The 26,605-nt window shown below is 34.7% G+C and carries 25 protein-coding genes; 9 read left to right on the top strand and 16 right to left on the bottom strand.

The genetic code is table 11. The features are described from left to right. Position 1 precedes the first annotated feature (1 nt). The 5 genes from MTT30_RS08955 to MTT30_RS08935 all read right to left on the bottom strand — a co-directional run bounded on the left by MTT30_RS08955 (position 2) and on the right by MTT30_RS08935 (position 5,853). Positions 2-1,144: a glycosyltransferase family 4 protein gene (locus MTT30_RS08955; RefSeq protein WP_194168590.1), complete on the bottom strand. Its 1,143-nt coding sequence runs from the start codon at positions 1,142-1,144 to the stop codon at positions 2-4. Then, positions 1,137-2,054, bottom strand: coding sequence for an NAD-dependent epimerase/dehydratase family protein (locus tag MTT30_RS08950; RefSeq protein ID WP_429801712.1), 918 nt, complete (start codon positions 2,052-2,054; stop codon positions 1,137-1,139). The genes MTT30_RS08955 and MTT30_RS08950 overlap by 8 nt, the downstream gene beginning before the upstream one ends. Beyond that, entirely contained in the window at positions 2,051-3,670 is a 1,620-nt protein-coding gene (locus MTT30_RS08945) for a glycosyltransferase (protein WP_429801711.1), read from the bottom strand. Before MTT30_RS08945 ends, MTT30_RS08950 begins: the two co-directional genes overlap by 4 nt. Next, positions 3,657-5,516, bottom strand: a complete 1,860-nt coding sequence (gene asnB / locus MTT30_RS08940; protein ID WP_429801710.1) for an asparagine synthase (glutamine-hydrolyzing) — start codon at positions 5,514-5,516, stop codon at positions 3,657-3,659. The genes MTT30_RS08945 and asnB overlap by 14 nt, the downstream gene beginning before the upstream one ends. A 94-nt stretch (positions 5,517-5,610) precedes the next feature. After that, entirely contained in the window at positions 5,611-5,853 is a 243-nt protein-coding gene (locus MTT30_RS08935; RefSeq protein WP_429801827.1) for an FkbM family methyltransferase, read from the bottom strand. 818 nt (positions 5,854-6,671) lie between these two features. Here MTT30_RS08935 and MTT30_RS08930 point away from each other — a divergent pair. Further along, on the top strand, positions 6,672-7,079 hold the full coding sequence (locus MTT30_RS08930) for a hypothetical protein (RefSeq protein ID WP_429801709.1): 408 nt from the start codon (positions 6,672-6,674) through the stop codon (positions 7,077-7,079). A 62-nt stretch (positions 7,080-7,141) separates the two neighbouring features. Here MTT30_RS08930 and MTT30_RS08925 read toward each other — a convergent pair whose 3' ends face one another. After that, positions 7,142-8,086, bottom strand: a complete 945-nt coding sequence (locus MTT30_RS08925; RefSeq protein WP_429801708.1) for an IS1595 family transposase — start codon at positions 8,084-8,086, stop codon at positions 7,142-7,144. Positions 8,087-8,232: 146 nt separating this feature from the next. Here MTT30_RS08925 and MTT30_RS08920 point away from each other — a divergent pair, with 146 nt between their 5' ends. The 3 genes from MTT30_RS08920 (at position 8,233) to MTT30_RS08910 (ending at position 10,540) form a co-directional block, all read left to right on the top strand. After that, complete coding sequence (locus tag MTT30_RS08920; protein WP_429801707.1) at positions 8,233-8,454, top strand: XRE family transcriptional regulator; 222 nt, start codon at positions 8,233-8,235, stop codon at positions 8,452-8,454. A gap of 651 nt (positions 8,455-9,105) precedes the next feature. Continuing rightward, positions 9,106-9,570 carry a hypothetical protein gene (locus MTT30_RS08915; RefSeq protein WP_429801706.1) on the top strand — a complete coding sequence of 155 codons (465 nt, stop codon included), beginning with the start codon at positions 9,106-9,108 and terminating at the stop codon, positions 9,568-9,570. A 322-nt stretch (positions 9,571-9,892) separates the two neighbouring features. After that, positions 9,893-10,540: a hypothetical protein gene (locus MTT30_RS08910; RefSeq protein ID WP_429801705.1), complete on the top strand. Its 648-nt coding sequence runs from the start codon at positions 9,893-9,895 to the stop codon at positions 10,538-10,540. Between the two features lie 830 nt (positions 10,541-11,370). On the opposite strand, the gene MTT30_RS08905 is transcribed toward MTT30_RS08910, so the two are convergent. The 7 genes from MTT30_RS08905 to MTT30_RS08875 all read right to left on the bottom strand — a co-directional run bounded on the left by MTT30_RS08905 (position 11,371) and on the right by MTT30_RS08875 (position 21,614). Continuing rightward, positions 11,371-12,636 carry a flippase gene (locus MTT30_RS08905; RefSeq protein ID WP_429801704.1) on the bottom strand — a complete coding sequence of 422 codons (1,266 nt, stop codon included), beginning with the start codon at positions 12,634-12,636 and terminating at the stop codon, positions 11,371-11,373. A gap of 31 nt (positions 12,637-12,667) precedes the next feature. Then, a complete protein-coding gene (locus MTT30_RS08900; RefSeq protein ID WP_429801703.1) occupies positions 12,668-13,723 on the bottom strand; it encodes a GDP-L-fucose synthase family protein in 1,056 nt (351 codons plus the stop codon). 3 nt (positions 13,724-13,726) lie between these two features. Further along, positions 13,727-14,869, bottom strand: coding sequence for a GDP-mannose 4,6-dehydratase (gmd, locus tag MTT30_RS08895; protein WP_429801702.1), 1,143 nt, complete (start codon positions 14,867-14,869; stop codon positions 13,727-13,729). A 3-nt stretch (positions 14,870-14,872) separates the two neighbouring features. Then, entirely contained in the window at positions 14,873-16,243 is a 1,371-nt protein-coding gene (locus tag MTT30_RS08890) for a mannose-1-phosphate guanylyltransferase/mannose-6-phosphate isomerase (protein WP_429801701.1), read from the bottom strand. Positions 16,244-16,351: 108 nt separating this feature from the next. Further along, positions 16,352-17,239 carry a DNA-binding protein gene (locus tag MTT30_RS08885; RefSeq protein WP_314538345.1) on the bottom strand — a complete coding sequence of 296 codons (888 nt, stop codon included), beginning with the start codon at positions 17,237-17,239 and terminating at the stop codon, positions 16,352-16,354. Between the two features lie 66 nt (positions 17,240-17,305). After that, positions 17,306-19,579 (bottom strand): 5-methyltetrahydropteroyltriglutamate--homocysteine S-methyltransferase, encoded by a 2,274-nt coding sequence (gene metE / locus MTT30_RS08880; protein ID WP_429801700.1) that lies wholly within the window; start codon positions 19,577-19,579, stop codon positions 17,306-17,308. Positions 19,580-20,117: 538 nt separating this feature from the next. Beyond that, positions 20,118-21,614, bottom strand: a complete 1,497-nt coding sequence (locus tag MTT30_RS08875; protein WP_429801699.1) for a C69 family dipeptidase — start codon at positions 21,612-21,614, stop codon at positions 20,118-20,120. A gap of 201 nt (positions 21,615-21,815) precedes the next feature. Between MTT30_RS08875 and rpmI the strand changes: the two genes are divergently transcribed. Beyond that, positions 21,816-22,007, top strand: coding sequence for a 50S ribosomal protein L35 (gene rpmI / locus MTT30_RS08870; RefSeq protein WP_012000969.1), 192 nt, complete (start codon positions 21,816-21,818; stop codon positions 22,005-22,007). A gap of 100 nt (positions 22,008-22,107) precedes the next feature. After that, positions 22,108-22,464 (top strand): 50S ribosomal protein L20, encoded by a 357-nt coding sequence (rplT, locus tag MTT30_RS08865; protein WP_004317321.1) that lies wholly within the window; start codon positions 22,108-22,110, stop codon positions 22,462-22,464. Between the two features lie 226 nt (positions 22,465-22,690). Here the strand turns inward: rplT and dapF are convergent, their stop codons facing one another. Together dapF and coaE are read right to left on the bottom strand one after the other, a co-directional pair. Beyond that, entirely contained in the window at positions 22,691-23,434 is a 744-nt protein-coding gene (gene dapF / locus MTT30_RS08860; RefSeq protein WP_429801698.1) for a diaminopimelate epimerase, read from the bottom strand. Positions 23,435-23,481: 47 nt separating this feature from the next. Then, entirely contained in the window at positions 23,482-24,078 is a 597-nt protein-coding gene (coaE, locus tag MTT30_RS08855; RefSeq protein WP_429801697.1) for a dephospho-CoA kinase, read from the bottom strand. 80 nt (positions 24,079-24,158) lie between these two features. Here coaE and purM point away from each other — a divergent pair, with 80 nt between their 5' ends. The 3 genes from purM to MTT30_RS08840 are packed head-to-tail and all read left to right on the top strand — an operon-like array spanning position 24,159 to position 25,823. Beyond that, positions 24,159-25,142, top strand: coding sequence for a phosphoribosylformylglycinamidine cyclo-ligase (purM, locus tag MTT30_RS08850; RefSeq protein ID WP_429801696.1), 984 nt, complete (start codon positions 24,159-24,161; stop codon positions 25,140-25,142). Further along, the gene (locus MTT30_RS08845; RefSeq protein ID WP_054195938.1) at positions 25,142-25,399 is read left to right on the top strand and encodes a hypothetical protein; all 258 of its coding nucleotides are present in this window, start codon (positions 25,142-25,144) and stop codon (positions 25,397-25,399) included. The genes purM and MTT30_RS08845 overlap by 1 nt, the downstream gene beginning before the upstream one ends. A 1-nt stretch (position 25,400) precedes the next feature. Then, positions 25,401-25,823 carry an RDD family protein gene (locus tag MTT30_RS08840; protein WP_429801695.1) on the top strand — a complete coding sequence of 141 codons (423 nt, stop codon included), beginning with the start codon at positions 25,401-25,403 and terminating at the stop codon, positions 25,821-25,823. Between the two features lie 3 nt (positions 25,824-25,826). Here MTT30_RS08840 and MTT30_RS08835 read toward each other — a convergent pair whose 3' ends face one another. After that, complete coding sequence (locus MTT30_RS08835) at positions 25,827-26,561, bottom strand: hydroxymethylpyrimidine/phosphomethylpyrimidine kinase (protein WP_429801694.1); 735 nt, start codon at positions 26,559-26,561, stop codon at positions 25,827-25,829. Between the last annotated feature and the right edge of the window lie 44 nt (positions 26,562-26,605).

The following is a 26,605-nucleotide window of genomic DNA, read 5'->3' as shown; positions in this document are numbered from 1 at the left end:
CCTAGTAAGTTAAAGCTTCTCTACAAATTGAAGAGTAAATATTTGCAAATTTTTTTGTCCTTGCTTCTAATGGCTCTACATTACTCTCATTTTCTGTCTTATAAAATTTTAGTACTTCCTTTAAAGATTCAGCACTATCTCTTTCAAAAAAAACCGCACTTGGATATTGTTCTTTATGCACATCCAGGTCAGATAAGATCATATTTTTTCCTACACTTTTACACTCTTCAACTGTAGAGCTCCAACCCTCAAACAAAGATGGATTTATCACCGCTTTTGAGAATTTAATTAATGTAAAAACATCTTCATAATCCACAAGACCCAAAAGTTTTATATTATCTTCAAGATTATTTGATTTTATAAATTCCCTTGCATCATCAATATATGTTTTATTTCTATAATCACCTAGATACCCAGTACAAACAATATTAATCTCAATGCCATCTTTTTTTAATTCACTAATGGCCTCAAATATCATCATGTGATTTTTATGCTTCCAAAATTGATTTGGTATATAAAAAAAATCATCTTTTATTTCATACTTTTGCAATAACAAACTTTTATCATGTTCATCTAGTTCAAAATATCTACTATTTGGTTGCGAAACAAATTGCAAAACTCTTGCCTTATCCTCATAATTGGGTGCAAATTTTTTCATATCTTTTAGTGCATCAAAACTACTAAGAACAATTAAGTCACTATTTCGTATTAACCATAAGAAGTTTCTATTCCTACCTTGTATCTCTTTTTCAGAAAACATTTGAGGCAAATGAACATGTTGAAAATCAGGTATCCAATTTATAGTTTTTATCGTTTTTAAATTTGTTATAGATGCGTGAGAAAGTATTTGTATACTATGTTTTTTAAGGATATTTTCAAGTAAAATATTTGTTTTGAATATTTTTTGTTCTATTTTACTAATAAACCATTTTATACTTTTCCTATCAAATATGCTATCTTCTATTACAGTTGCATACTTTTGAAACATTCTTTTTGTTTCTATATCTATTTTTTTACCAACAAAAACAAATACTTCAAGCTCTTTTTTTTCTATAGAATTTATAGCGAAAAGCAAGTTTTTAAAATAGTTTAATCCACCCATCCATTCTTTTGACACACTACCTATAAATCCAACTTTAATCATCCAGTCCCTTTATCCACTCTACATAGTTTATTATCTCTTGTTTTAAATTTTTATCCGCCTTAAAACCATTTTTTTCTAGCTTGTGTGTATCCGCCCAGTAGTATATTGGATTTCCTACATTTGCTTGATTATTAAATTTTATATTAATATTTGGATTTACTAGATTTCTTATCATTTCTACTACATCTTTTATGGTATGCTTTACACCAGTTCCGCCGTTTATGATATAAAATTTTTCATCTTTTTTTAACAACATATCAACTAAACGCAAAACATCACTTATGTGTATAAAATCCCTTGTCTCCTTCCCCGTGCCCCAAAAGACGGCCTCATCACTACTATCTAATATTTTTTGGCAAGCATCCCAAAGCAACTGCTTCTTAAGACCATTTCCGTATACTGAAAAGAGTCTTATTATAGAAATATTTAAACCAAATTTTTCACTATAGCTCTGACATAGATCCTCGGCTATTTTTTTATGATACCCATAAGGAGAAACGGGTCTTCCAAAATACTCTTCTACGATCGGCTTATCCTCACATTCACCCTGCACTGCTGGACTTGATGGGTAGATAAGATGGGAATTATTGTTATATACCCTTATATATTCTAAAACTTCAAGTGTACCATTTACTGTTTTTTTAAAATCTTCGTATGGGCATTTAACAGAAAAACCGACAGAGCCACTGCCGCCACAATGCACTATAACATCAAAAACTTGTTCGAATTCCAAAATCGATCTTATCGACACATCATCCTTTTTCCAGTAGTCAAGTCCAATATCTTTTGACTCTTCTATTGATAATCCACCGTGCCCTATGCCATAAGTTTGATACCCCAGTGTTTTAAAATGGCGTGCCACGTTTGAACCTAAAAAACCCTTGGCTCCAGTAATTAATATTTTTTTCAAAACAAATCACCTTTATTTTTTCCACATGCAACAAATGGAATGATAACATTTGGAAAATTTTGTTTTAATTTATTTGCATACTCCTCTTCTGTTGGAATCAATGAATCATTGTTGAAATCATATTCGTCTATTCCTACCCATTTTCCGGCACCAAAGTCATATCTTTTTATAACTTTACAAGGGCTCCCAACAGCAACACTAAAAGGCGGTATGTCTTTGTTAACCAAGCTTCCAGCACCTACTATAGAGCCTCTACCTATTGTTAAATTTCCAATAACACTCACTCCAGCGCCTAGCCATACATTGGTTTCAATAATAATTTTTTTTTCCATAGTTGTTCCAGTGGCAATATATGGTATAAAAGGATTTTTAAAAACATGGTCGCTTCCCATAAATTTACAATCAATGCCACTCATAAAATAATCTGATACTTTTATTAATAATCCTGAGCTAAAAAAATTCCTTCTGCCAATATAACAGTTGTTGCCAATTATAATATGCTTATTGTCTCCCAGCCTTTTATTTACATTTATCCAAGTGTATTCGCTAATGCCAGTGTTATTACCTATTAAGATATTTTTCCAACCTGTTACATGCACTGTCTTATCAATATATGTATTGTTGCCTATATTTTTTTTATGAAAGAGCAGTTGTGCCTTCGAAAACAGTATTAATAAAATCTGTTTTTGTTTTTGAGATAAATGTTTTTTTAGTTTATTTATTATTTTGCTTTTTATGGTTATTTTATTTTTTTCTCTTAATATACTAGACACTATATTTCTATTTATTGTTTTTTCAACAATATCTTTTGTAAAACTAGGATAAAAATTTACTAGTTCGTCCTCATGTTCTGAGAAAGAACAGTGAGTTCCACTTCCATCAAATCCAATATTTTTCACTAACTTCTTAGCAGGATATAGTGTAAGTCCATTTTGTTTAAATACACACAGATACCAATAAATCGCCCATGAATCTATTTTACCATCAATCTGCATCCTAGCCATACTAATACAATCATAAGAATTATCGAAGTTAAAAAGATTTTTTTCTTGTTTTGAGCTACTGATGATTTGCTCCAGATCTTTTTTATCTCGTTTAAATTGTTGCCATCTATCCGACCAAGTACCCCAGCTCCAAGAGCTAGTAAGTTTCAAAAAATAGCTACTTTCGATATCCGATATATTATCAGTAAAAGAATATCCAGTAACACTGTATACTTTGTCCTCATTTTTATAAATTTCCAACGCCTCGTTCATAAATTTTAAAAAATTTGGACTTGTTATTAAGTCATCTTCAAGAACAATTATTTTGCCATATTCATTTACGATTTTTGTAACGCCGTCTATGATACTATTTGCAAGACCATAGTTTTTTTCTCTTTCAATGATTGTAATATTTTTAAATCCATTTATACTTTTTATATATTCTCTTACCTCTGCTACTTTTTGTTTTGACCCTTCGTTTTTAGCCGCATCAGAATATATAAAAAGATCACTTTTGTTTGAAATTTCATTTTTTTGCAAAGCTTCTATAGTCTGCTTTGTATGATCTAATCTATTATAGACAAATAGCACTATTGGTGCTAAATTATACGATTTTATATCAATTTGTTGCATTATTGCCGGCTCCAAATTTTTTAATTGCTTTTTCCCAAATATATGGTGTTAAATTCTTCCAAGAATTTTCAGCCAACACATAGCTATTTGTATTTTTATTTACGATACTCAAAATTTGACTTTGAAGATCAGATGGATTGTCTATCAAGCTAGATTCCATAAAGCCTTTTTCGTGAACCGTATCCAAAAACCATTCCTTTAAATCACCCTGCATCCAATCAACTATTGGAGAGTTAAATCCGATCTTAGACTTTCTCCAGGTTATCTCTTTTGGCATATAAGGATCCATGGCATCTCTTATGAGCTTTTTGGTATAGCCGTTCCCAAATTTACTAGAATATGGCAAAGAGGTTACAAAAGAGACGATCCTATGATCCATAAAAGGCATCCTTATCTCTACGCTATTTGTCATAGAATACCTATCATAATTCCTAAGCAAGGTTGGCAATATCGTTTCATGAAAAATTATATATAGTTGCTGAGAAAAGCTATCAAGTTTCTTAAAATTTTTATGATTAGTATCTTTAGACCTAACTTCTTTCCCAAAAATTATTTTTGCTATTTTTTTTATCATAAATTTAACATATATATTAAAATTACTTTTTCTATCAAACTGTAATCCATTTCCCAATGTTTCTTGATAGGTATTAAGTATGTCGATACTATTTTTTATCGAAAATTTGGTATTCCATAAAGCTTCAATTAAATGCCCATAGCCACTAAAAAGCTCATCTGCTCCATGCCCATCTAACGTTACTGTCGTTCCATGTTTTTTTACAGCTCCGTATGTAGCCATCATTGGAATCGGACTAGTTATATATAAATCCTCAAACATATAAAAATATTTTTCTAGATTATTCCAATATTTAAGAGGTTCAATATTTATATAAGTGGCTTCAATCCCTATATGATCAACAACCATTTTTGCAAAATGCGATTCATCAAGTGGAGTACCTGGGAAAGATGCAACAAAAGCATGTTGCCAGTCGTTCTTGCCATAATCAACATGAGATTTTGATAGATGAGCCATGGCTGAAATAGTTACACTACTATCAAGCCCTCCACTAAGGGCTGTTCCTATAGGTACATCTGCTCTCATCCTAATCTTACAAGCATCTAAAAACAATTCCCTAAAACGCTCTACTTGAGCATCATATGTTTTGGGTGGGTCCACAATATTATCAAGCGTGTTCCAGTATCTTTTTATTGTTAAATTCCCATTTTTATAAATTCCATTATGTCCAAATGGAAATCTTTTAATTCCGTCTATCAAACATTTTTCGGTTGCTTCATATGAAAAAATATTATCTTTCATCCAATGAAAATCTTGTGATGATCTTATTTCTTTTAAAAATGGATAAATGGCCTTCATTTCTGAGGCAAATATAAATTTACCATCAGTTACGGCATAAAAAAGTGGTTTTTTGCCAAATCTATCTCTGGATAAAAAAAGCTCTTTTTTTTGATTATCCCATATAGCAAAAGCCCACATTCCATTAAATTTTAAGACACACTCTTCACCCCACTCTATATAAGAATAAAGCAAAACTTCTGTATCCGATGATGAACAAAATGTATGTCCTTTTGTTTCTAGCTCTTTTTTAATTTCCAAAAAATTATATATCTCACCATTAAAAATTACATAATATCTTTTTGTTTTATCATACATTGGCTGATGAGCACCGTTTGACAAATCCACAATAGCAAGTCTCCTATGTCCCAATGTAATACTATTTTCAATTGTTTCTATCCCAAAACCATCGGGACCTCTATGCTCTAATCTATTTAAGGCGCTTTTAAATTCAGTTTCATTTGAAGATGGTATTGTTCCTAATATTCCACACATATATTTTTAAAGATCCTTCACATAATTACTTTATAGACCAATACAGATATTAAGTCATAAGACTACAAAAACCTATCTTTTTTAAAACTACTATTTATAAAAATACAGTATTAATGGTCTCTGTAAAGATAGAGTAGCCGTATTGATTTAAATGATCAGCTATTTTATTGTTTTCAATTTCACTAAAACTATTTCCTAAAATTTCTATCAAAACTATTTTTAGTTTGTATTTTTCAAAGTTATTTGATCTTAAAACCATAAGATCCAGTCCTTCAACGTCTACCGATAAAAAATCTATATCCTGGTTTTTACAAATTTCTTTTAAGAATATCCTCAAGCGCTGTAGTTTCAATATCTTTTGTAAATTTTATAAAATAATTTTCTTTCTCATGCTCTACTGCTAACTCCTTTGAAAAAGTATTTAAAGCAGGTTCATTAAAGGCGCAATAGGTAAAATTTGTTTTTTATCAGATATTGGCCTTTCTATATTCATATCTCTTGGACGAAATTTATCAAAAGCAATTATACTATATTAATACCCCTCCATCCTTTTTTATAAAAATAATATATTTGAAGAACGCTTGGGATGATGAGTACCCACATCTACATAAAACCAAATTTTGTTCTACAAATAATCTTTCCAAAATTATATCTTCACTCTCTTGGGAATATGATTTTGTTGCATATCCATCTAAATTATTATTTCCAAACTCAATAATTTTTCTTTTAATGTTTTAGGTAAAATTTTTTTAAGTATTTGTTGTAGCAATATTTATTCTCCACTATATTTGATAGCTGATACAGAAAAAATAGGCTGTATGTTACCAATTGGTTTGAACCTAAAATTTCTTGTTATAAATACAGAAGTCACATTTATAGGGCCGAAGCCATGAAAATCAATCTCCAAGAAGTCTAGTTTTTCTCTTAAATATTTTAACATTTCTCTGAACCAATCAATAATTATCTAATACCGCAATACCTACACGTCAGATTGATAATTTAAGTATTTTTTAATTAGATTTGAACATTGAGGTCTTCTAATACCATCTATTATAACTATATCAAATTTTCGGTATTATGTAGCATCCGCACAAGACTTTCATCCTAAAATCCGCTAAAATTCAGTCTATTATAGCATATCGTAAAGGATTTTATATGGCTGAATCTCACGTAATATCTGCTCTCGTTAGTAAGCATTCCGAGCTTCAAGGAAATATTAAATATCATCAAGATATAGTTTTAAAGCTAAAATCCGAGCTTGAAACAATATATAAGGCTATCGCGATATTCGACCCTAGCTATAAAACTACGTTCATTCAGCCCAAAAGAGTTATTAACGCACCGTATTTTGCTAGAGGAGAGCTTACTAAAAAGATTATCAAGTTTTTAAAGACTAAGCAAGGTTGTATAGACGAAGTAGTGAATTTTGTTTTTGGCGAGAATGAGTTATCTAAATACAAGCATAAACAATCGGTATATGTGTTAATAAATAGATTGGCAAGACGAGGAATATTATCGTCTTTTACCGACAACGGAGTAAAATTTTATAAGATAGCTTCCTAAGCCCCAAGTCTCTCGGCTACTCTGTGATTGCCTTGCCGGTATCCGCAGAATTCATTGGATATTTAATTATCTGCTAAACATCTCGATAAAATATCGTCCATTATTGCTTTATTGTCTAGCCTCCTAGTATCTTCGCGGTAAGCAATCTCGTTGGCGTAGTTTGATAAGTAAAGCGTTCCTAGTTTATGGCATTGACCGTATTGTAAGCGTCTAAATCTAGCGTTAAAGCTTTCGCTTTGATTGTTATTCTCTCCGTTTATACCGCTATATTCTATTTGGTGATTTACTCTTTTTAAGTCGTAATGAGCCAACAAATCATCGTAAGCCGAGTTTTCATCGGTATGAATTTCGCTGTTTGGCGCAATATGAGATTTAGCGATGGCATTTATATCTACGTTATTTTCGCTTTTTAAAATAAAGGTCTTAGTTTTACTAGCTCCGCTTCCAAATAGATTTCTCTCTCGTAAAGATATGATAACTCGTTTATTAGGCTTAAAAGCTTTTCGTCTATCTATTCTATCGTTTATGTTGTTAGCGGGTTTTATATAGTTTCCGACATATACTCCGTCCATCTCGACTACTCCGCTAAATTTATTTCCGCTATCGCTAGCCATAAGGCTTTCTCTTATTTTATGTGATAAGACCCAAGCCGTTTTATATTGAACGTCTAGGTCTCTACTAAGCTGTAGGGCTGAAATACCTTTCGTAGCATTTGAGAATATAACGATAGCAAGAAGTATGACCTTAAAATCAAGCTTATGAGAGTGAAATATCGTTCCGCTTGTAACGCTAAAAGTATGAAAGCAATCCTTGCAACGATACTGTAGTCTACTTTCTATAAAATAATGAGATGAAGCGCTTCCGCAAGTCGGACAAACGGGATTACCCTTGTTGCTACTCCAACGAATCGACTTAAAATACTCGCAACACTCATTCTCGCTCATACTAGCTATCTTTCTAACCGAGATTGTTCTAGCTTTAGATGAGAGAAGGAAGTGTTGAGACATTTTTAAACCTTTATATGTGTTTTTATTTCTAAAATATGTATTATACATAAATTTTGCTTAAAACACTATAAGTTATTTACCTAAATATACTTGCTTTTAAATTAAAAAAGATTGTATAATACGCTAATATATAATTAAGGCACATAATGAATTACGATGAGTTTTTATTAAGGTTAAAAGAAGCTGGAATAGATAGAGATGAATTTGCCGAGCTTACTAAGACCAATAAACTAACAATGAATGGTTGGGCTACTACTAGACAAGGTAGAAAAACGCCTGAATGGGTTGATAGCTGGATTAATTTATATCTTTCAAATAGAGACAAGGATATAATTATAAGAGAATTAAAAAATAAAAATAATTATTAAGAAGCATACACTTTAACAAAGATATTATAGACACTAAAAATGAAAAAAATCACGACTTATACCGACATAAACGGATTTCACAAATATTGGGGAAAAGCCTCTCGAATACTATGAATATTTTATAGATACACTAACCACCCAAGGCGATACGGCATTAGAGCTTTTTTTTAGGAAGCTCAAACGTAATATCTATTTTAGACGATACGAGAAAGTTCATCGGTATAGATATAAATCCTTTTTCTAAAATATTTGCCGATTTCTTAATAAATTTACCGACACAAGCCGAATATAAAAAGCTGTTGTTCGTTTAGAAAACACGATTAAAATAGAATCAATAATAGCTATACAGATTCGCAAAATAACATAGTGACGCATTATGTATGGCAAGATAAAAAATCTCTGAAGTTTGGATAAAAAATGCTGGCAAAAAGCAAGTAATTGCTGCCGCCCAAAAAGATATGAATGCCTTAAATAAATATAACGAATATAAGACTAAATACTTAAATGACATCACGTTTTTCAATAATAACAAAATTAACGTTAATTCTAGTATGACTATATATGATTTTTTTACAAAAAAGGGCACTTTATAACATAGATATATTGTTAGACGAAATCCATCTATTTAAAGATTAAAACATCAAAAGAGCTTTGCTTTTAACCGTTACTTCAGCTATCGGTCAGATGAGCAATATGGTTTTTGTGATTAATAGAAACGGTAAGCGAGAAGTGGGCAGTTGGGTTATAGGCTTTTGGCTTCCAAAAGAGCATTTTGAGATAAATGTGTGGAACTGTTTTATTAATAAGGCTAAAAAATTATTAAAAAATCTACCCAGTGTTCATAAAGTTTATAGCAACATTGAGATTTACAACGAAAGCTGTTTGAAAAAGATGAAAGATATTTCAAGCGATAGCGTAAAGCTCATTATTACCGACCCACCACACTCTAATCGAATTCCATACTTGGAATTATCTGAAATATTTAATTCTGTACTAGGGTACAAAAGCGGTTTTGAGGATGAAATTATCGTATCAAACGCTAACGAAAGAGATAAAAATATTCATAAGTATACAAACGATATGATAAGTTTTTTTATGAAACAAAACGTATTTTAAAAACGGATGGTTTTTTAGTGCTATTTTTTAATGCGAGTAATGAAAAAGATTGGAATTTTATTAAAAAAGTATACCAAAATAAAATACTATACTATTTAGGTTGCGCTCCAATGGAATATTCCGCCAAATCGGTCGTTCAGTCAAATAGAAAAGGGGCGTTAACCAAAGATTATATGTTGTTCTTTTCAAAAAATAATCAAGTACCCGAAGCTATAAAAAAGTAAAACTTTTTAACGATTCCTTAACTCCCTTTAATATACAATACCCATAAAGATTTATGTTATGGCTGAGAGGTAAATATTATGTCGACTAAATTTGAATATTGGATAAACTCTTTAAAGAAAACAACCTCCAAGAATTTAAAAAAGAAAATCCAAAATCTATCAAATGGTTAAAAACAAAAGTAATTTCAAGAAAAGAACTTTTGTGTGATTTTATAAATTTTATAGGTGCTAAAATAAATATTAAAGAAAATAAAGGCAATAGTCTTTTTAAGCTAGTATACGAATCTACTTTTTCGGATGATAAAATTAATAAATTTTTAAAAAATAAACATCTTGAAAAAATAAGAAAATTGCCTGTTGATAACGTTAAAAACGAGCTTTATAAACTGGAAACTTATAGATGGAGAGGAGACCACACAAATTCACTAGATAAATTTATTGTTAAATATTATGTTAAAGAGTTTTATAAATTTAAAGAGCTGGAAAATAAACTAAAAACATCAACTTTATATACAGTGTCTGGTTATCTATATAACAGTTGGTATAACCAATGGAGCAGTTATTTAATAGAAAATCTATTTTGTGAACACGATAGTGTTATTTCAGCATCTGGTCAAATAAAAAATGTCGACTTTTTTATAAATAATACCCCAGTTGATTTGAAAGTTACATATATGCCTTCGGAAAAATTAAAGAGCAATGAAAAACAATATACAAAGATACTAAATCTGAACTTTCATTCTTAAAAAGTAAAGCTAACGAGCTAAATATAACATTTGATAAAAAAGCAATGAAACATCTATTAGAAGCGTTATCTTATCTCAAATTAATGATATTGCAAAAAGCGATACCGGGGCTCAACAAGTATTAAACGATTACCAAGATAAAATAAGAAATATTTTTGAAAATATTAAAAAATATAAAAAAGGATTAATAAAATGGCTTTATGAAAATCAAGGCGAGATGCGATTCGGAGCAGAAAATAGATTATTTGTGGTTTTATATGATAATAATAATTATGCTGAATCGTGGAAACTAAAGCGAAATATAACTTTGTTGTCTCCAGCAATAAATGATTTTATAAACAATTTTAAACTTATTCCTATTGAATTTAAATTTAAAAGAAAAAATTACAAAACTAATTCAAAAATAATTTTCATAAGTAATTAAAAAGCTTTGTGTGGATGCTACATAATACCGCAAATTCTTTATCAAATATGGACTTTTTATAATATTCACTATCTTCTCTATGTAGTAGAGTTTGATTGTTGTTGAGATTAGGATTTACTTTTTTTAAAGCTTTCTTTATCATATTCAATAGAAATCATGTCCTTAGCTTTTTGCCCAAAACATTGATGAATTACTGTTTCCAAATTCAATAAAGATTTTCGGAAAGGTCAAAAGTGTTTAAGAGTCCTATAGTAGGATACGTGTACCAAGGTATTTTATTGGCATAACCATCTATAGAATCCCATTTTTATAGCGCTATATTGAGAATAATCACAAACCAATATTTTGAATTATTTAACTATTTTTTAACTCGTATAGGAATAAATTTCCCCTATTATCTTTCTAATCACCATATTCTCCTTGGATTAATTGTATTTAGTTTCATAAAAAAAATTCTTCTAGAATAACAATTAACAATATCAGATATAAAGTCAACAATCATATAACTAATTAGTGTTGCTATAGCAGCACCTTGAATTCCATATTTTGTAATCAATAGTAAATTTAAAAATATATTTGAAATCATGCCATAAAAAGTTCTCCAAAATGCTAGTAACTGTAAATTTTCATTTATAAACCAATTCCCACTAACAACTCCTAAAAAAACAAATACACTTGCCCAAATATGTATCATCAATACACTTGCTGCTTGATTATATTGTTCTCCATAAAGCATATTTACTATCATATCAGATAAAAAAGTTATTGGTAGCGCTATTGCAATGGCTATCCATACAACAAGGTCAAAAAGCTTTTGAAGTCTATCATAATAAAGCTCTTCACTTTGTCTTTTTGCATTTACTATTGCAGGAAATAGACTTGATGCAACTACAGTAGGTATAAAATACCAAATCTCACTTAACCTAGTTGCCGCAGCATACTGTCCAACAGCCTCACTTCCTAGCATCTCTTGAATCATAACCTGATCTATTTTCATATATATAGATACCACAACTCCACTTAGGATAAGTGGCCAGCTATCTTTTAAAAGAGATATAGCGATAGTTTTATTAAATATTATTTTTTTAATCTCAGAAGTTGAATATTTTATAAAAAAAGAAATAAGCCCCAAAGCCAAAACTATACTATCAAATAAAATGACCCATGCAAAAGCTACAAGCGGAGCGTTAATCAAAATAAGTATAATCTTTACTATGCTACTTATAAAAAGAGAGATAATATTAGAAAATACTACATATTTTGATAGAACCTTTGATTGAAAATACATATCTACTACATTAAATGATTGAAATATAGTAGCACTAGCTATGATAAATACTAATAAATTTGTATACCTATCATTTGAAGTAAAATAAGTAGCAACAGCTAAAATCAATAGTGTCAAAATAGTACCCATGAGCTTAAGATAAAAAGCAGTACCTATTAGTTCATTTGCTCTACTTTCATCTTTTACTAGCTCCCTTACTACTATACCATCAAGTCCGAGCGTAGCAATGGCAGCAAAAAGTCCTACAAGGCTTTGAGCATATGAAAAAAGTCCAAATCTCTCAGGCCCTAAATATCTAGTCACCCAAATTCCTACAAAAAGTCCAACAAACATACGGAGTATTTTTTCAAAAAAGAGCCATGAGGTATTTTTAAAATACTTCATGAAGCCTTGATGATTTTTTAATGATATTATTTTATCTATCATTTATTTTCACATACCATTCATAAAGCGTCTTTATTCCATCTTCAAGCTCTACTTTATGTTTCCAACCAAGAGAGTGGAGCTTTAAGGGATCTGTTAGTTTTAACATCGTGCCATCGGGCCTGCTATCATTAAAATATAACTCACCTTTAAAGCCAACTATATTTTTAACCAAATTTGCTAGCTCTTCTATAGAGATATCTTTGCCAGTACCTATATTTATATGTGTATTTCTTATCTCTTTGCTATTTTTGTCATAAATATCTTTAAAGTCTCTATTTTCCAGTAAAAATACACAAGCATCAGCCATATCTTCTGAATATAGAAACTCTCGTCTAGGCTCTCCTGTGCCCCAAATTTCTACTCTATCTTTTGAAATACCAAATTTATCAAGATAAGCCATAGCTTCATTTATATCTTTTACTTTTAGATCTTTTACCACTGTGTCAAATTTTTCTTCGCTTAAAAGTTTTGCTAGGTGTATCTTTCTTATAAGTGCTGGCAATACATGCGAGGTTTCTAGATCAAAGCTATCGTTTGGACCATATAAATTTGTAGGCATCACAGATATAAAATTTGTACCGTACTGCAGATTATAACTCTCACACATCTTCATGCCGGCTATTTTAGCGATCGCATATGGCTCATTTGTGTATTCAAGTGGAGATGTCAAAAGCACATCTTCGCTCATTGGCTGTGGGGCATTTTTAGGATATATGCAAGTACTTCCCAGAAATAGTAGTTTTTTTACCTTATGCACATAACTTTGATGGATCACATTATTTTGAATTTGTAAGTTTTCATATATAAAATCAGCCCTATAAGTGCTATTAGCTACTATTCCACCGACCTTTGCAGCAGCTAGCACCACATACTCGGGCTTTTCTTTTTCAAAAAACTCACAAACCGCCTTTTGATCCATTAGATCAAGCTCGCTATGAGTTCTTGTGATTATATTTTTATAGTCTTTTGATTTTAAATTTCTCACTATAGCAGAGCCTACTAGTCCTTTATGTCCTGCTACATAAATTTTGCTATTTTTATCCATTTCTTACTCGAAATAGCTCATTGTCTCATATCCACCATCTTTTAGATAGACATCTTTTGTCATGAGCTTTAAGTCTGATCTCATCATATCATTTACTAGATCTTGAAGGTTAAATTCTCTCTTCCAGCCTAGTTTTTTCTCTGCTTTACTCGGATCTCCGAGCAGCAAATCAACCTCTGTTGGCCTAAAATATCTTGGATCCACACAAACCACAGTTTGTCCGATACTTAAATGTGATATATCTAAATTTAACTCTTTTGCTTTTTCAAAATTTAGTGAGTCCACGACTCCCATCTCATCTACGCCAGTCCCTTCAAATCTCAAATTTATACCAGCGTAAGCAAATGCAAATTTTACAAAGTCTCTAACCGCTGTTGTTTGGCCAGTTGCTATTACCCAGTCTTCTGGCTGTGGGGCTTGAAGTATCATCCACATCATCTTCACATAGTCTTTTGCATGGCCCCAGTCTCTTTTGGCATCTAAATTTCCAAGATAAAGCTTGTCTTGAAGCCCGAGCGCTATCTTACTAGCTGCCCTTGTGATCTTTCTAGTGACAAAAGTCTCGCCTCTAACTGGTGATTCATGATTAAACAATATACCATTACAAGCAAAAATCCCATAAGCCTCTCTATAATTAACCGTTATCCAGTATGCATACATCTTTGCAACCGCATAAGGACTTCTTGGATAAAATGGCGTAGTCTCGCTTTGCGGTGTCTCTTGCACTTTTCCATAGAGCTCAGAGGTAGAAGCTTGATAAATTTTAGTCTTTTTTTCAAGTCCTAATATCCTTATAGCCTCAAGCAGCCTAAGAGTGCCTGTGCCATCAGCATTTGCAACATATTCTGGAGTTTCAAAACTAACATGCACATGGCTCATAGCAGCTAGATTATAAATTTCATCTGGCTGCACCTCTTGGATGATCCTTGTTAAATTCATAGAGTCTGTCATATCGCCATAGTGCAAGAAAAAATTTCTATTATCAACATGCGGATCTTGGTAAAGATGATCTATCCTATCTGTATTAAAAAGACTTGTTCGCCTTTTTATACCATGTACTATATATCCTTTTTTTAGTAAAAATTCTGCCAAATATGACCCGTCTTGACCTGTTATACCAGTTATTAACGCTACCTTTTTATCCATAAATCACCTTTTAAAATCATCGTCTAGGCGAATTATATCATCTTCACCTGTATATTCGCCAACCTGAGCTTCTATTAAAACCACGGGAATTTTACCTTCATTAGATAGCCTATGAACTTCACCCATTTTTATATAGATAGACTCATTAGGACAAACGAGTCTAGTTGTCTCACCGATCGTCACAGTGGCACTTCCTGATAGTACTATCCAGTGCTCATTTCTATGAAAATGCTTTTGCAAGGATAGCCTTTTGCCAGGTTTTACCTCTATTATCTTTATCTTATAACCATCTTGATTTTCAAGAACAGTGTAGTTTCCCCATGGTCTATTTGTCGTGACATGGGCATTACAAAGCTCAGAACTCTCCTCTTTTAAAATTTCCACCACATTTTTTACTTTTTGGCTAGAGGATTTTTTAGATATTAAAAGAGCATCTTTTGTATCAACAACAATTAGATCATCGACATCTATTAAGGCTATTTTTTTGCCACTAGATAGGACTAGATTATTGTGAGAATTTATCTGCACTAGATCGCTATTTATTGTGTTTCCATTGATATCTTTTTGTAGCTGCTCATCCAAACTATCAAAACTTCCAAGATCGCTCCAAGGCGCATCCAGTACTACCATTTTCACGATACCAGACTTTTCCATCACAGCATAATCTATGCTATTTTGGGGAATATTTTGCATATCGGTAGTGTCTATTTTGATATCAATTTCATCTTTTTTTGCGTTATCAAAAGCAAGTTTACATGCTTCAAGTATCTCAGGAGCAAAAATTTTCATCTGATCCAAGAAAACGCCTGCCTTAAAGACAAACATACCTGAATTCCAGTAGAAATTTTGATCTTTTAGAAATTTTACCGCCCTTTCATAGTCTGGCTTTTCATAAAAGGCCTTTACATCGCCATTATAGCTCTCTATATATCCAAATCCCGTCTCAGGTGACTTTGGCTTTATACCAAAAGTAACTAAGAAATTTTGCTCTGCCAGCTCTTTTGCAACTTTTAGGCTTGTGTAGTATGCTTTAATGTCCTTTATCAAATGATCCGATGGCGCTACTAAAACAATCTCATTTGGATCAAGTGCAAGGCAAGCTAGTGTGATCGCTGGTGCAGTATTTCTACCAACTGGCTCGAGCAGATATTTAAAATTTGTAATATTTAAATTTTCTATCTGATCCATCGCCAAGTAGTAGTGATCGATATTTGTAATAACAAATGTATTGTCACAAATTTCACTATTTCGTAGTGCAGTTAGCTGAAAAAGTGACCTGTCATCAAATAATTTAATAAATTGTTTTGGCATCAAAGTCCTGCTAATAGGCCACAACCTCGTACCAGAACCACCACATAATAATATATTTGTCATAAATTTTATCTACTTTAAAATGAGCTTAAAAATCTTATATAATTAAAGCTAAAAAAGACTAAGAACTTACTAAAACCATCTAAAATATAAGTTTTGATCGCTAAACTATCAAAACACCTCTCTCATCTTATGCGTTAGCTCTAGGCTCGCTTCTATCTCGGCGCGTTTTGCCATTACGCTCTCTATATTGACACCAACATTTATGCCAAGCTTTTTGGCAAATTCATAAAGCTCTGAGAAATTTTCAAGGCAAATTTGCGATGCCGTGGCTAAAAAATCATCACTTTCAAGCATCCTTTTTTCACTCTTTTTATCAACGCATATGCCAAGCCACTTGATAAACTCTAGCGTTTTTGGCGTGCCACAAGTAGTAAAAGTCAAAATAATAGGCAAATTTAACCCTCTTTTTGCCACGCTTTCTAGTAAATTTTTAGCCAAATTTATATCAAAAACCGCCTGCGAGATGAAAAATTTTGCTCCCATTTTGGCCTTTTGGCTCATCCTTTGCTCTTCATCGCCCTTTTTAGCATGCCTCTCAGCTATGCAAACACCGCCAACTACAAGCTCTTTAAACTCATCTCTAGCGATCTCATAAGCACGCTCTAGGCTCATTTTAGGCTCTACTTTGCCAGAAGCAACGCCAACAAAAACATTTATATCGCTACTACTTTTGGCTAAATTTGCTCTAAATTCACTCTCATTATATTTGTTCGCGACCCTATAAAAGATGCTTGGTGTCTTTAATTTTAGGTATTTTGAGTAGTAAATTTCAGGGCTTAATGTATCGCTAAATTCAAAAGTTCGCTCGCTTTTTATGCGGCTACTTTCATCTTGGATCTCGTAAAGCACCAAGCCATCAGCCTGCACATCTGTAACCCTCTTGTCCCATTTTGCAGCGATCTCTTTAAGCTTTACCTCGTCAAATTCAGCCTTTGGAGGCGTTAGGCCATAAAGCACTATGCCACTTTCATTGTTTATGATCTTATCTTTTAACATTTTCTAACTTTTTTTGAAATTTAAACGGAGTTTAGCGCCTAGGCTTACTAGACGCTAAAATTTGTATTATAGACCTCTTACGATCTTGACAGCTTCTACCATGTTTTTAAGGCTTGGCTCGACCTCTTCCCATTTTCTAGTTTTTAGGCCGCAGTCAGGGTTGATCCAGAGTTGCTCTTTTGGCAAGACTTCAAGCAGAGCTTTGATCTGAGCGACGATCTCCTCGACACTTGGCACACGTGGGCTGTGGATGTCGTAAACGCCAGGTCCGACCTCTTGTTTGTAGCCAACGGCTTTGAAAATTTTAAGTAGCTCGTTGCCACTTCTTGCTGTCTCGATACTGATGACATCAGCATCCATAGCCTCGATGGTCTTAATAATATCGTTAAATTCAGAGTAGCACATATGCGTGTGGATCTGAGTTTTTGCCTCAGCCGAGCTTACTGAAAGCTTGAAGCAATCAACCGCAAATTTCTCATAAGCTGGGATATTTTCAGCTCTTAGCGGATAGCCCTCTTTAAACGCTGCCTCATCGACTTGGATCACTCTGATGCCTGCATTTTGAAGGTCTGCGATCTCGTCATAGATACAAAGTGCAAGCTGTTTTGCAACCTCGCTTCTTGGAAGATCGTCACGCACAAAGCTCCAGTTTAGCATAGTCACAGGACCTGTTAGCATGCCCTTCATCACGTGTTTTGTAATACTTTGAGCATATTTCATCCATTTAACAGTCATCGGCTCTGGGCGGCTTACGTCACCAAAGAGAAGTGGTGGCTTGACGCAGCGGCTACCGTAGCTTTGTACCCAGCCATTTTGGCTAAATGCATATCCGCTGATCTGCTCGCCAAAGTACTCAACCATGTCGTTTCTCTCTGGCTCGCCGTGTACTAGCACATCTAGGCCGATATCTTCTTGAAATTTCACGCAGTGATCGATATATTTTTTGATGCCTGCTTCATAAGCGGCCGCGTCGATCTCGCCTTTTTTGAAATTTTGGCGAAGTACGCGAAGATCAACCGTTTGAGGGAAGCTACCTATCGTTGTTGTTGGCAATATGCCGTAGTTTAGGGTTTCGCGTTGAATTTTGATGCGGTCTTCAAATTTCTCGTCACGCTCAAATTTGCTTAAATTTTTGATACGTTTTTGAACGCTTTCAGAGTGGATGAGTTTTGAAGTGGCGCGAGTTTTAACTGCATTTTTGTTCTCTTCATAAATTTTTGTTTCGCTCTCATCAAGCTTCTCGCCGTTTGCTAGTTTTGTGATGATCTTGATCTCGTCAAGCTTCTCAACAGCAAAGCTTAGCCAGCTTTTGATCTCTTTGTTTAAATTCTCTTCATATTTTAGCGTGTATGGTACGTGAAGAAGCGAGCATGAAGTGCCGATGTAAAAGTCTTTGCCGCCTATTTTCTCTGAAATTTCACGAACAAGTTTTACCTTATCATCGATGTTGCTTTTCCAGATATTTCTGCCGTCGATCACGCCAGCAAATAGCGTTAAATGGCTGTTTTTGATAGTCTCAAGTGCTTCGAAATTTCTCTTGCCATGGATGAAGTCAAGCGCGATGCCGTAAATTTTAGTTTTAGACACTTCGCTAACTGCCTTGATCGCATGCTCAAAATATGTTGCAAACACGATTTTGATATTGTTTGCAACGCCTATTAGCTCGTTATAAACCTTTGTGATAAGTGGCAAAAGGTCGCTTTCATTTTTGTCTGTTACAAAGATCGGCTCGTCAAACTGCACTAAAATTTCATCATCAAGCTTAGAAATTTGCTCAAGTAGCTTTTTATACTCGCCTACAAGTGCGTCAAGGTGTTTAAATGGGCAGCTGCCATCAGTCGTCTTTGAAAGAGCCAAAAATGTGATAGGGCCGATCAAATTTACCTTGCCTTTTACGCCGTTAGCCTTTGCCTCTTTGTATTCATTTAAAATTTTGTCCGCTTTTAGGCTAAATGTACTCTCACTGCTAAGCTCTGGTACGATGTAGTGGTAGTTTGTGTTAAACCACTTTGTCATCTCCATCGCAACGCCACTTTTGTTGCCTCTTGAGCAAGCAAAATATTGCTCCAAGCCGCTTAAATTTGCAAATCTTGGAGGCGTAGCGCCAAAAGCGATGATGTTATCAAGCATTAGGTCGTAAAATGAAAAATCATTAACGCTAATGGCCGAAATGCCAGCATCTTGTTGATATTTCCAGTGTCTTTGGCGAAGCGTCTTTGCAGTCTCTTGTAAATTCTCTTCACTAAAGCCCTCTTTACCAGCCCAAAAGCCCTCTAATGCGCGCTTTAACTCTCTTTTCTCTCCGATTCTTGGAAAACCTAAAACATAACTTTTTATCATTTTTATCCTTTATAAATTTCTATTTTTTAATTAAATCTGTGCCCTGCACAGCAACCTTGAATATTTTTATGCAGGTACAAAGGGGCTAGAATTACGAAACCGCCCCCTTATCCCTACAACCCAAAACCCCAGCACGTTCGATGTTGTTGCGCTGCGCACAAGTCTGGGTTACCCAAAACGAGGTGGATGACACCCGCTTCTTCTTAGACTAAAGTAAAATTTATAAAAAACCCTGCTAAAAAGATCCTTGCCAAATTTTAAACACTGCTTAGCTTTGCTATTAAAAATGCAGTTACAATGCAGCGGACCTGCTAGCAAAAATGGATTTATTTCAATGTAAAAAAATGTGAAATTGTTTAAAAATTTGCGTGACTTTTGAAAATCGCTGATATGTTTTTTGCCAAGATTAATGAGCTTTATGCATGGGACAAGGCATCAGCGTTTTTCCTTTGAGATAAATTTTGTCCGGCATTATAAACGCTCTTTGCCAAATTTTTGTTTAAAGATTGGGCGCTACTAAATTTCACGCCCAGAATATTTAGTCTTTTTTGCCTTTATTTAGGGATTTTAGCTTAGCATCCATATCAGCTGTAAGCATAGTAAAGACCTTGTTTGTAAGCTGCTCGGTTAGATCTTTAGCCTCTTGCATAGTCTTTTGACTAAATTCATTTAAGAGTTTGTCCGCTTTTTTCTTATCTTTTTTGTAAAGTTTTACGTATTCATCTTCAAATTTAGCCTGTTTTACCGCCAACTCTTTTTCAAATTTAGCGTATGCCTCTTTTACCACTGGCGAATACTTATCATAGTCAGTCATCACAAGGGTTTGAAGCTTTCTATAAACCCAGTATATCGAAGTATCATCGGCGTCGTATGAGCCATCAGAGTAGCCTTTTATAAAGCCATCAAGCCCCTCGTAATACGGCAAATAAACGCCAAGATCAGCCATACCAAGAGCGACGTAAGTCACGCGGCCGATCTCTTTTGGTAGCCATGGGCGCACCTGCATGACGTGAGACTCGTATGTTCTAAAGACGCTTATGGCGCGGTAGATGTTTTTCTTATCTTCATCTTTGCTGGCGTAGTTATCAAACGCAGTACCGTTGTAGTGGGCCCTCATCGCAGCTTTTAGATCCTCAACGCTTAGCTTTTTCTCTGGTTTTAAAAATACTGGAAATTTCTGACCATCGGCAAAGTCTTGTTTTAAGCTTGGATTAAACATGCTTTGCACCCAGCAAACGCGTGGATAGTTGTAGGTGATATCCCTCTCATCGTCCCTTGTATAGGCTTTTGTGAAGTTAAATTCTCCGTCTTTTGCAGGGTCATAGGTTTTGTTATCGATCGCAAATTTGATCACATCTTTTGCGCCCATGAAATTTGGATCATTCTCTTTATAAGCGTGAAGTCTGCCTTGGTTTGCAGTGACGAAGTACTCATCTTGCGGGATCTTTGAAGCGATCCATTTGTGGCCTGTGCCAGTTTCAAAGTACCAAAGCTCATTTGCATCGATAAATACCACGCCAAAGCCCTCGCCAGCGCCCTTTGTCTCAACTATCTCGCCAAGGAGCTTAACGCCCTCTTTTGCGCTCTTCATACGTGGCAAAAGTACGTCTGGGATGTCATCTTCGGTGATGCCGCTCTCTTCGTTATATGGGTCGATCTTTAAAAGCTCATCTTTTGCGTAAATAGTCTCAGTGCCGCTTAGTCCAACGCCAGCCTCGTTGTAGCCAACCGCTCCGTGAAGCTTTGTGTGTGAATTTGCGATGGTTGTGTATCTCATACCGTCTTTTGGAAGTGGATATGTAAAGTCATTTGCACCGTCGTGAGCCTTTGAGCTGTGCATGCCAGTTTGGTTTTTCTTTGCTGGATGGATTAAAAAGACTTGTGCCTTTACAGCCTTGCTGTCTGCGCTCCTGGCAACCAGCATGGAACCGTCATTTGAAGCTTTATCTCCTACTAAAATGGTAGTGCATGCCAAGCTACTTGTGCCTAAAATCGCACTCATAGCGACGATTGATGCGAGAATTTTGCCTTTCATTTTTACTCCTTTAGTAAAATAAATTTCTTATATGTGATTATATTTCAAATTTAATAATTTAATTCTAAATTTTAAAATTTTTTTAAGTTTAATGTAAATTTATTGCAAATTTTGTCTAAGTGAAATTTAAATTTTCTAAAGGATTTTTCGCTATAATCCAAATCTTACGCACTTGCGTATAAAATTTCAAAAAGGATTAGCATGCCAAAGATGAAAACCGTTCGCGGTGCTGCTAAGCGCTTTAAAGTAGGTAAAAATAAGATAAAAAGAGGCTCTGCTTTTAGAAGCCATATCTTAACAAAAAAACCTAGTAAGCGTATGAGAGACCTTCGTGGCCCACAATACGTGGACAGCACAAATGTCCCAGCCGTTCGCAAAATGCTCGGCGTATAAAGCAGCGTAGATTTAAGTTTTTGACAAAAAAGTCATTCAAACTCCCCCAAATTTAGGGGCAAGACTCACTTTGTGAGCGCCAATTTGTAAAAGGATAAATATGGCAAGAGTAAAAACAGGCGTAGTTAGAAGAAGACGCCATAAAAAAGTTTTAAAGCTAGCACGTGGCTTTTTCAGTGCTAGACACAAACACTTTAGAAAAGCTAAAGAGCAACTAGAGAGAAGTTTAGTTTATGCATATCGCGACAGACGCCAGAAAAAACGTGATTTCAGACGTTTATGGATCGTTCGTATCAACGCAGCTTGCAGACTAAACGACATTAGCTATTCAAGATTTATCAACGGCTTAAACAAAGCTAAGATCGAACTTGATAGAAAAATTTTAGCTGATCTAGCTATGAATGACGCGAAGGCATTTGCGGCACTTGCAAAACAAGCAAAAGATGCTTTGAAATAACACCTTTTCTCCGCTTCGGCGGAGATCTTCTTTTTTTTAATTTCTATTCAAAGTTTTTATTAAAATTTATTTTTCGAGATTTTAACTTAGTTATTTTGTATTCAAATTTTAAATTAATACCACTATAAATTTAGCTCAGCTCTTGAGCACAAATTTAGTGATATAAATTTGAAAATTTGCTTGCTCCGACTAACTCAAAGCAAGTGTTAGAAACTCGCTCTAAAAGCTAAATCTCAATACTCGTATCAAAACAGTGTTTCACCGCTCCGCTAAATAAAATTTTGCCGCTTTCTAGTCTAAGGCCAAGCTCTTCGCCACTTTTTGGATAGACTTTTAGGCATTGGGCTGCATTTAAATTTAATGTAGCGCCGTAAAAGCAAGCCGCCATGCCAGTGCCGCAAGCTAGCGTCTCGTCCTCCACGCCTCTTTCATAGGTTCTCACCTTTAAAACTCCACCCTCAAATTTGGCTAAATTTACATTTGCATTGTACTTTTGACGAAGCGCCCTGCACTCTTTGACGTCAAATTCCTCTAAATTTTGTGTGAAATTTACAAGGTGAGGCACGCCTGTATCGTAAAAATACCAAGTTTTGCCGTTTTCATTTATCGGTTCGCTTAAAATTTTTGGGCTTGTTAGCACGACCTCGATGCACTCATTTTTAACGCTCACCATAATCTCGCCGCTACCAGTTAGCAAGGCAAATTCGTTTGATCTTACAAGGCCGTTTAGATAGGCATATCTAGCAGCCGCGCGCGAGCCGTTGCCACACATCGCAGCATAGCTTCCATCGCTGTTGTAAAACTCCCATTTCACACCCTTTTCGTAAGGCAAAAGCACGATGAGCCCATCAGCTCCCACGCCGTTTGTTCGGCTGCAAATTTGCCTTGCTAGCTCACTTCTATCTTTGCTCAAAAATGTATGAAATATGACAAAATCGTTGCCACTAGCGTTGTACTTTGAAACTTGCATTATTTTTCCTTTAAAATTGCTCTACTTTTTGCCAAATTTATATAAGCTCAGCCATAAATTTGCCTTAGAAATTTCTCTAGTTCTTGCTCTAAATTTTCTTTATTACCACTGTTGTTTATAACAAAATTTGCCTTTTTTCGCTTTTGCTCGATATCCATCTGAAGCTCCACTCTAGCTTTTGCATCCTCTAAACTTAGACCATTTCGGCTCATTAAACGGCTTAGTAAAAGCTCTTTTGGTGCGTAAATCACGGCAACATTTTTAAACTCAGCGTAGCGATCCTCTTTTTCAAAAAACAAAGGGATATCGACAAAATAAACCTGCCCCAAGCACTCAAGCTTTGTAGCGCGAGATAGAATTTCTTCCTTTATCTTTGGATGCAAAATTTGCTCTAAAATTTTTAATTTTTTTGGATCATTAAAGACAATGGCACCAAGTTTTTGACGATCGATCTTGCCAGTCTCATCTAAAATTTGCTCGCCAAAAAATTCTACTATCTCGCATTTGCAAATTTCAAGCTGTTCGTGCGCGATGAGATCCGCATCTATCACACTAAAACCTTGCTCTTTTAGTAAATTTACAACCGTGCTTTTGCCGCTAGCGATCGAGCCTGTGATGACGTAGGCGTTTGGAAATTTCTGCAAACTCGCTCCATTTTTGAAAATTGATGACAATTTTAGCAACTTTTGGCTAAAGTTTTAAAAAATTACAAAAAAGGGCAAAGATGATAAGCTATAAAGATGCTGGAGTGGATATAGATGCTGGAAATAGCTTTGTTGAGGCGATAAAGCCTTTCGTAAAATCTACACAAACACCAAACGTTATAGGCGGCATTGGGTCATTTTCGGGAGCAGTTAGGCTACCGAGCGGATATAAAAATCCTGCCATCTTAGGTGCGACTGATGGCGTCGGCACAAAGCTTCGCCTAGCTATCGATGCTAAGAAATTTGACGGCGTTGGCGAGGATCTAGTCGCAATGTGCGTAAACGACCTCATCTGTAACTTCGCTACACCACTATTTTTCCTAGATTACTACGCAACAGCAAAACTTGAGATAGAGAGTGCCAAAGAGGTGGTGAAAAGTATAGCAAATGGCTGCAAAAAAGCACAGTGTGCACTTATTGGCGGTGAGACAGCCGAGATGCCATCGATGTATGAAAAAGGCGACTTCGACCTTGCTGGATTTGCCGTGGGTATCGCCGAGGCCGACGAGATCGATAGAAGCAAATTTGTAAAAGCAGGTGACGTTTTAGTCGCGCTTCCTAGTAGTGGCCTGCACTCAAATGGCTTTTCACTAGCAAGAAAAGTAGTTAGCGAGCTTGGACTAAAATTTGATGAAAAAGTAAGCGATAAAAAGCTCATCGACGTACTTCTTGAGCCAACTAGAATTTACGTGAGCGACTTTTTAAACTTAAAAGATAAGATTATGGCAATGGCTCACATCACCGGTGGTGGCATAGTTGAAAACTTGCCTCGCGTCTTCCCTACTGGACTTGGCACAAAAGTGCAAAAAAGCGCTATAAAAACGCCTGAAATTTTTAAAATCATCGCTCAAAAAGTAGAAGATAGCGAGATGATGAGAACCTTTAACATGGGCGTTGGCATGATATTAGTTGTACCTAAAGAAAACGTTGACGCTGTCCTAGCTAGTAGCGATGGCTACGTGATCGGTGAAGTAGTAAATGGCAAAGGTGTAGAGCTAGTTTAATGCAAGAAAATAGCAAAAAACGCTTGCTAAGGACCGAAAATAAGAGCTTTTTTGATCTTAGCATTTATGAATATATAGGCTGTTTTGGTGTACTAGAAAGCGATATCAAAAAACTTGATCTCTATAATCACTGGTGCAAGGTCTCACGCGCCTCTACTATGCTCTGCGTCACGCATGATAGCGGTGAGAGTGACAACCTAGTCTATCTATACGACTGGGAGAAATTTAGCCGTATCTACATAAATACAGGAAATTGAGTTGGCAAAGCAAAAGGCAAAAATCGCACCTATTTGGGCTAGAGCAAAGGCCTTTGTTATCGATCTTTTTATCATCGGTATGCCAATATTTTATGCGACAACATATCTTGTGCTTGATGGTAAAGAGGCATTTTTGCATAACCAAATTGCTATTTTTGGTGCAAATAGCTTAATTTCATTTATGATGTGCCTTTTTTTTAGCATAAAAGCACAAACTCCAGGTTACAAAGCACAAGAAATTTATCTGATAAACCTAAAAACCGGCAGAAAACTAAGCTTTTTTCACACCATCTTGCGCCAAATTTGCTTTGCCTTTGCTGGCTTTAGCATACTTGGACTTTGCCTTTGTTTCTTTAGAAAAGATAAACTAAATCTGCACGACATCATCACTCACTCAGCTGCCGTGCAAAGATCAGAGGGATAAATTTTACTTCGCTCCATGCCAAAGTAAGCGATTTTTACCAAGTTTTGTATCTATGCTCTCTTTTATGATAGAGCAAATATACTCTTTTGAAAGTTGTATAGACTCCTCTAAACTCTTGCCCTTTGCTAAAAAGCAAGCAAGTGCAGTTGAGAAGCTACAACCAGTTCCACTCATTACAAGCGGATTAACAAGTGGGGTTTTAAAATTTCTTAGCGAACCATCTTTTTTATAAAGTGTGTCTATGCTGCTATCTTCGCTGATATGTTTTTTTACGATGACGTCACAAGGCAAATCTTTATAATCATCACCAAAAAGCACATTTGCCTCATCTAAATTTGGAGTAGTTACCGTAGCTAAGCTCATTAGATCTTTTAGCTTTGTCACCGCACTATCTTTTATAAGCTTGTGTCCGCTTTTTGAGACGCAAACTGGATCAAGCACTACTTTGGTATTTTGAGTTAGTAAAAACTCATGCACCACCTCCATGATCTCTTCACTAAATAACATGCCTATCTTAATCGCATCAAAGCTAAATTCTTCCGCAAGCGTATTTAGCTGATCTTTGACAAAACTAGGCTCTAAGCAAACTACACTCTTTACAGCATCCGTAGTCTCAGCGACCAAAGAAGTTACCGCTGTTGCACTATAACAATTAAGCCTAGCACATGTTTTTATATCTGCTTGAAGCCCAGCTGTGCCACTATTACAAGAGCCTGCGATGATTAGAATTTTTTTCATCGTTTTCCTTTGAAATTTTTGGCTTATTATAGAGGATATTATAT

The organism is Campylobacter concisus (assembly GCF_050447445.1).
GTDB classification, from domain to species: Bacteria; Campylobacterota; Campylobacteria; order Campylobacterales; family Campylobacteraceae; genus Campylobacter_A; species Campylobacter_A concisus_BI.
Note: the sequence above shows the minus strand (reverse complement) of the source record. Positions and strands in the feature narration are given on the sequence as shown.

Coding starts and splice junctions, on each gene's coding strand:
- MTT30_RS08955 (WP_194168590.1), bottom strand. CDS start 1,144: ATGATTAAAGTTGGATTTATAGGTAGTGTGTCAAAAGAATGGATGGGT.
- MTT30_RS08945 (WP_429801711.1), bottom strand. CDS start 3,670: ATGCAACAAATTGATATAAAATCGTATAATTTAGCACCAATAGTGCTA.
- asnB (WP_429801710.1), bottom strand. CDS start 5,516: ATGTGTGGAATATTAGGAACAATACCATCTTCAAATGAAACTGAATTT.
- MTT30_RS08930 (WP_429801709.1), top strand. CDS start 6,672: ATGGCTGAATCTCACGTAATATCTGCTCTCGTTAGTAAGCATTCCGAG.
- MTT30_RS08925 (WP_429801708.1), bottom strand. CDS start 8,086: ATGTCTCAACACTTCCTTCTCTCATCTAAAGCTAGAACAATCTCGGTT.
- MTT30_RS08920 (WP_429801707.1), top strand. CDS start 8,233: ATGAATTACGATGAGTTTTTATTAAGGTTAAAAGAAGCTGGAATAGAT.
- MTT30_RS08905 (WP_429801704.1), bottom strand. CDS start 12,636: ATGAAGTATTTTAAAAATACCTCATGGCTCTTTTTTGAAAAAATACTC.
- MTT30_RS08900 (WP_429801703.1), bottom strand. CDS start 13,723: ATGGATAAAAATAGCAAAATTTATGTAGCAGGACATAAAGGACTAGTA.
- gmd (WP_429801702.1), bottom strand. CDS start 14,869: ATGGATAAAAAGGTAGCGTTAATAACTGGTATAACAGGTCAAGACGGG.
- MTT30_RS08890 (WP_429801701.1), bottom strand. CDS start 16,243: ATGACAAATATATTATTATGTGGTGGTTCTGGTACGAGGTTGTGGCCT.
- MTT30_RS08885 (WP_314538345.1), bottom strand. CDS start 17,239: ATGTTAAAAGATAAGATCATAAACAATGAAAGTGGCATAGTGCTTTAT.
- metE (WP_429801700.1), bottom strand. CDS start 19,579: ATGATAAAAAGTTATGTTTTAGGTTTTCCAAGAATCGGAGAGAAAAGA.
- MTT30_RS08875 (WP_429801699.1), bottom strand. CDS start 21,614: ATGAAAGGCAAAATTCTCGCATCAATCGTCGCTATGAGTGCGATTTTA.
- rpmI (WP_012000969.1), top strand. CDS start 21,816: ATGCCAAAGATGAAAACCGTTCGCGGTGCTGCTAAGCGCTTTAAAGTA.
- rplT (WP_004317321.1), top strand. CDS start 22,108: ATGGCAAGAGTAAAAACAGGCGTAGTTAGAAGAAGACGCCATAAAAAA.
- dapF (WP_429801698.1), bottom strand. CDS start 23,434: ATGCAAGTTTCAAAGTACAACGCTAGTGGCAACGATTTTGTCATATTT.
- purM (WP_429801696.1), top strand. CDS start 24,159: ATGATAAGCTATAAAGATGCTGGAGTGGATATAGATGCTGGAAATAGC.
- MTT30_RS08845 (WP_054195938.1), top strand. CDS start 25,142: ATGCAAGAAAATAGCAAAAAACGCTTGCTAAGGACCGAAAATAAGAGC.
- MTT30_RS08835 (WP_429801694.1), bottom strand. CDS start 26,561: ATGAAAAAAATTCTAATCATCGCAGGCTCTTGTAATAGTGGCACAGCT.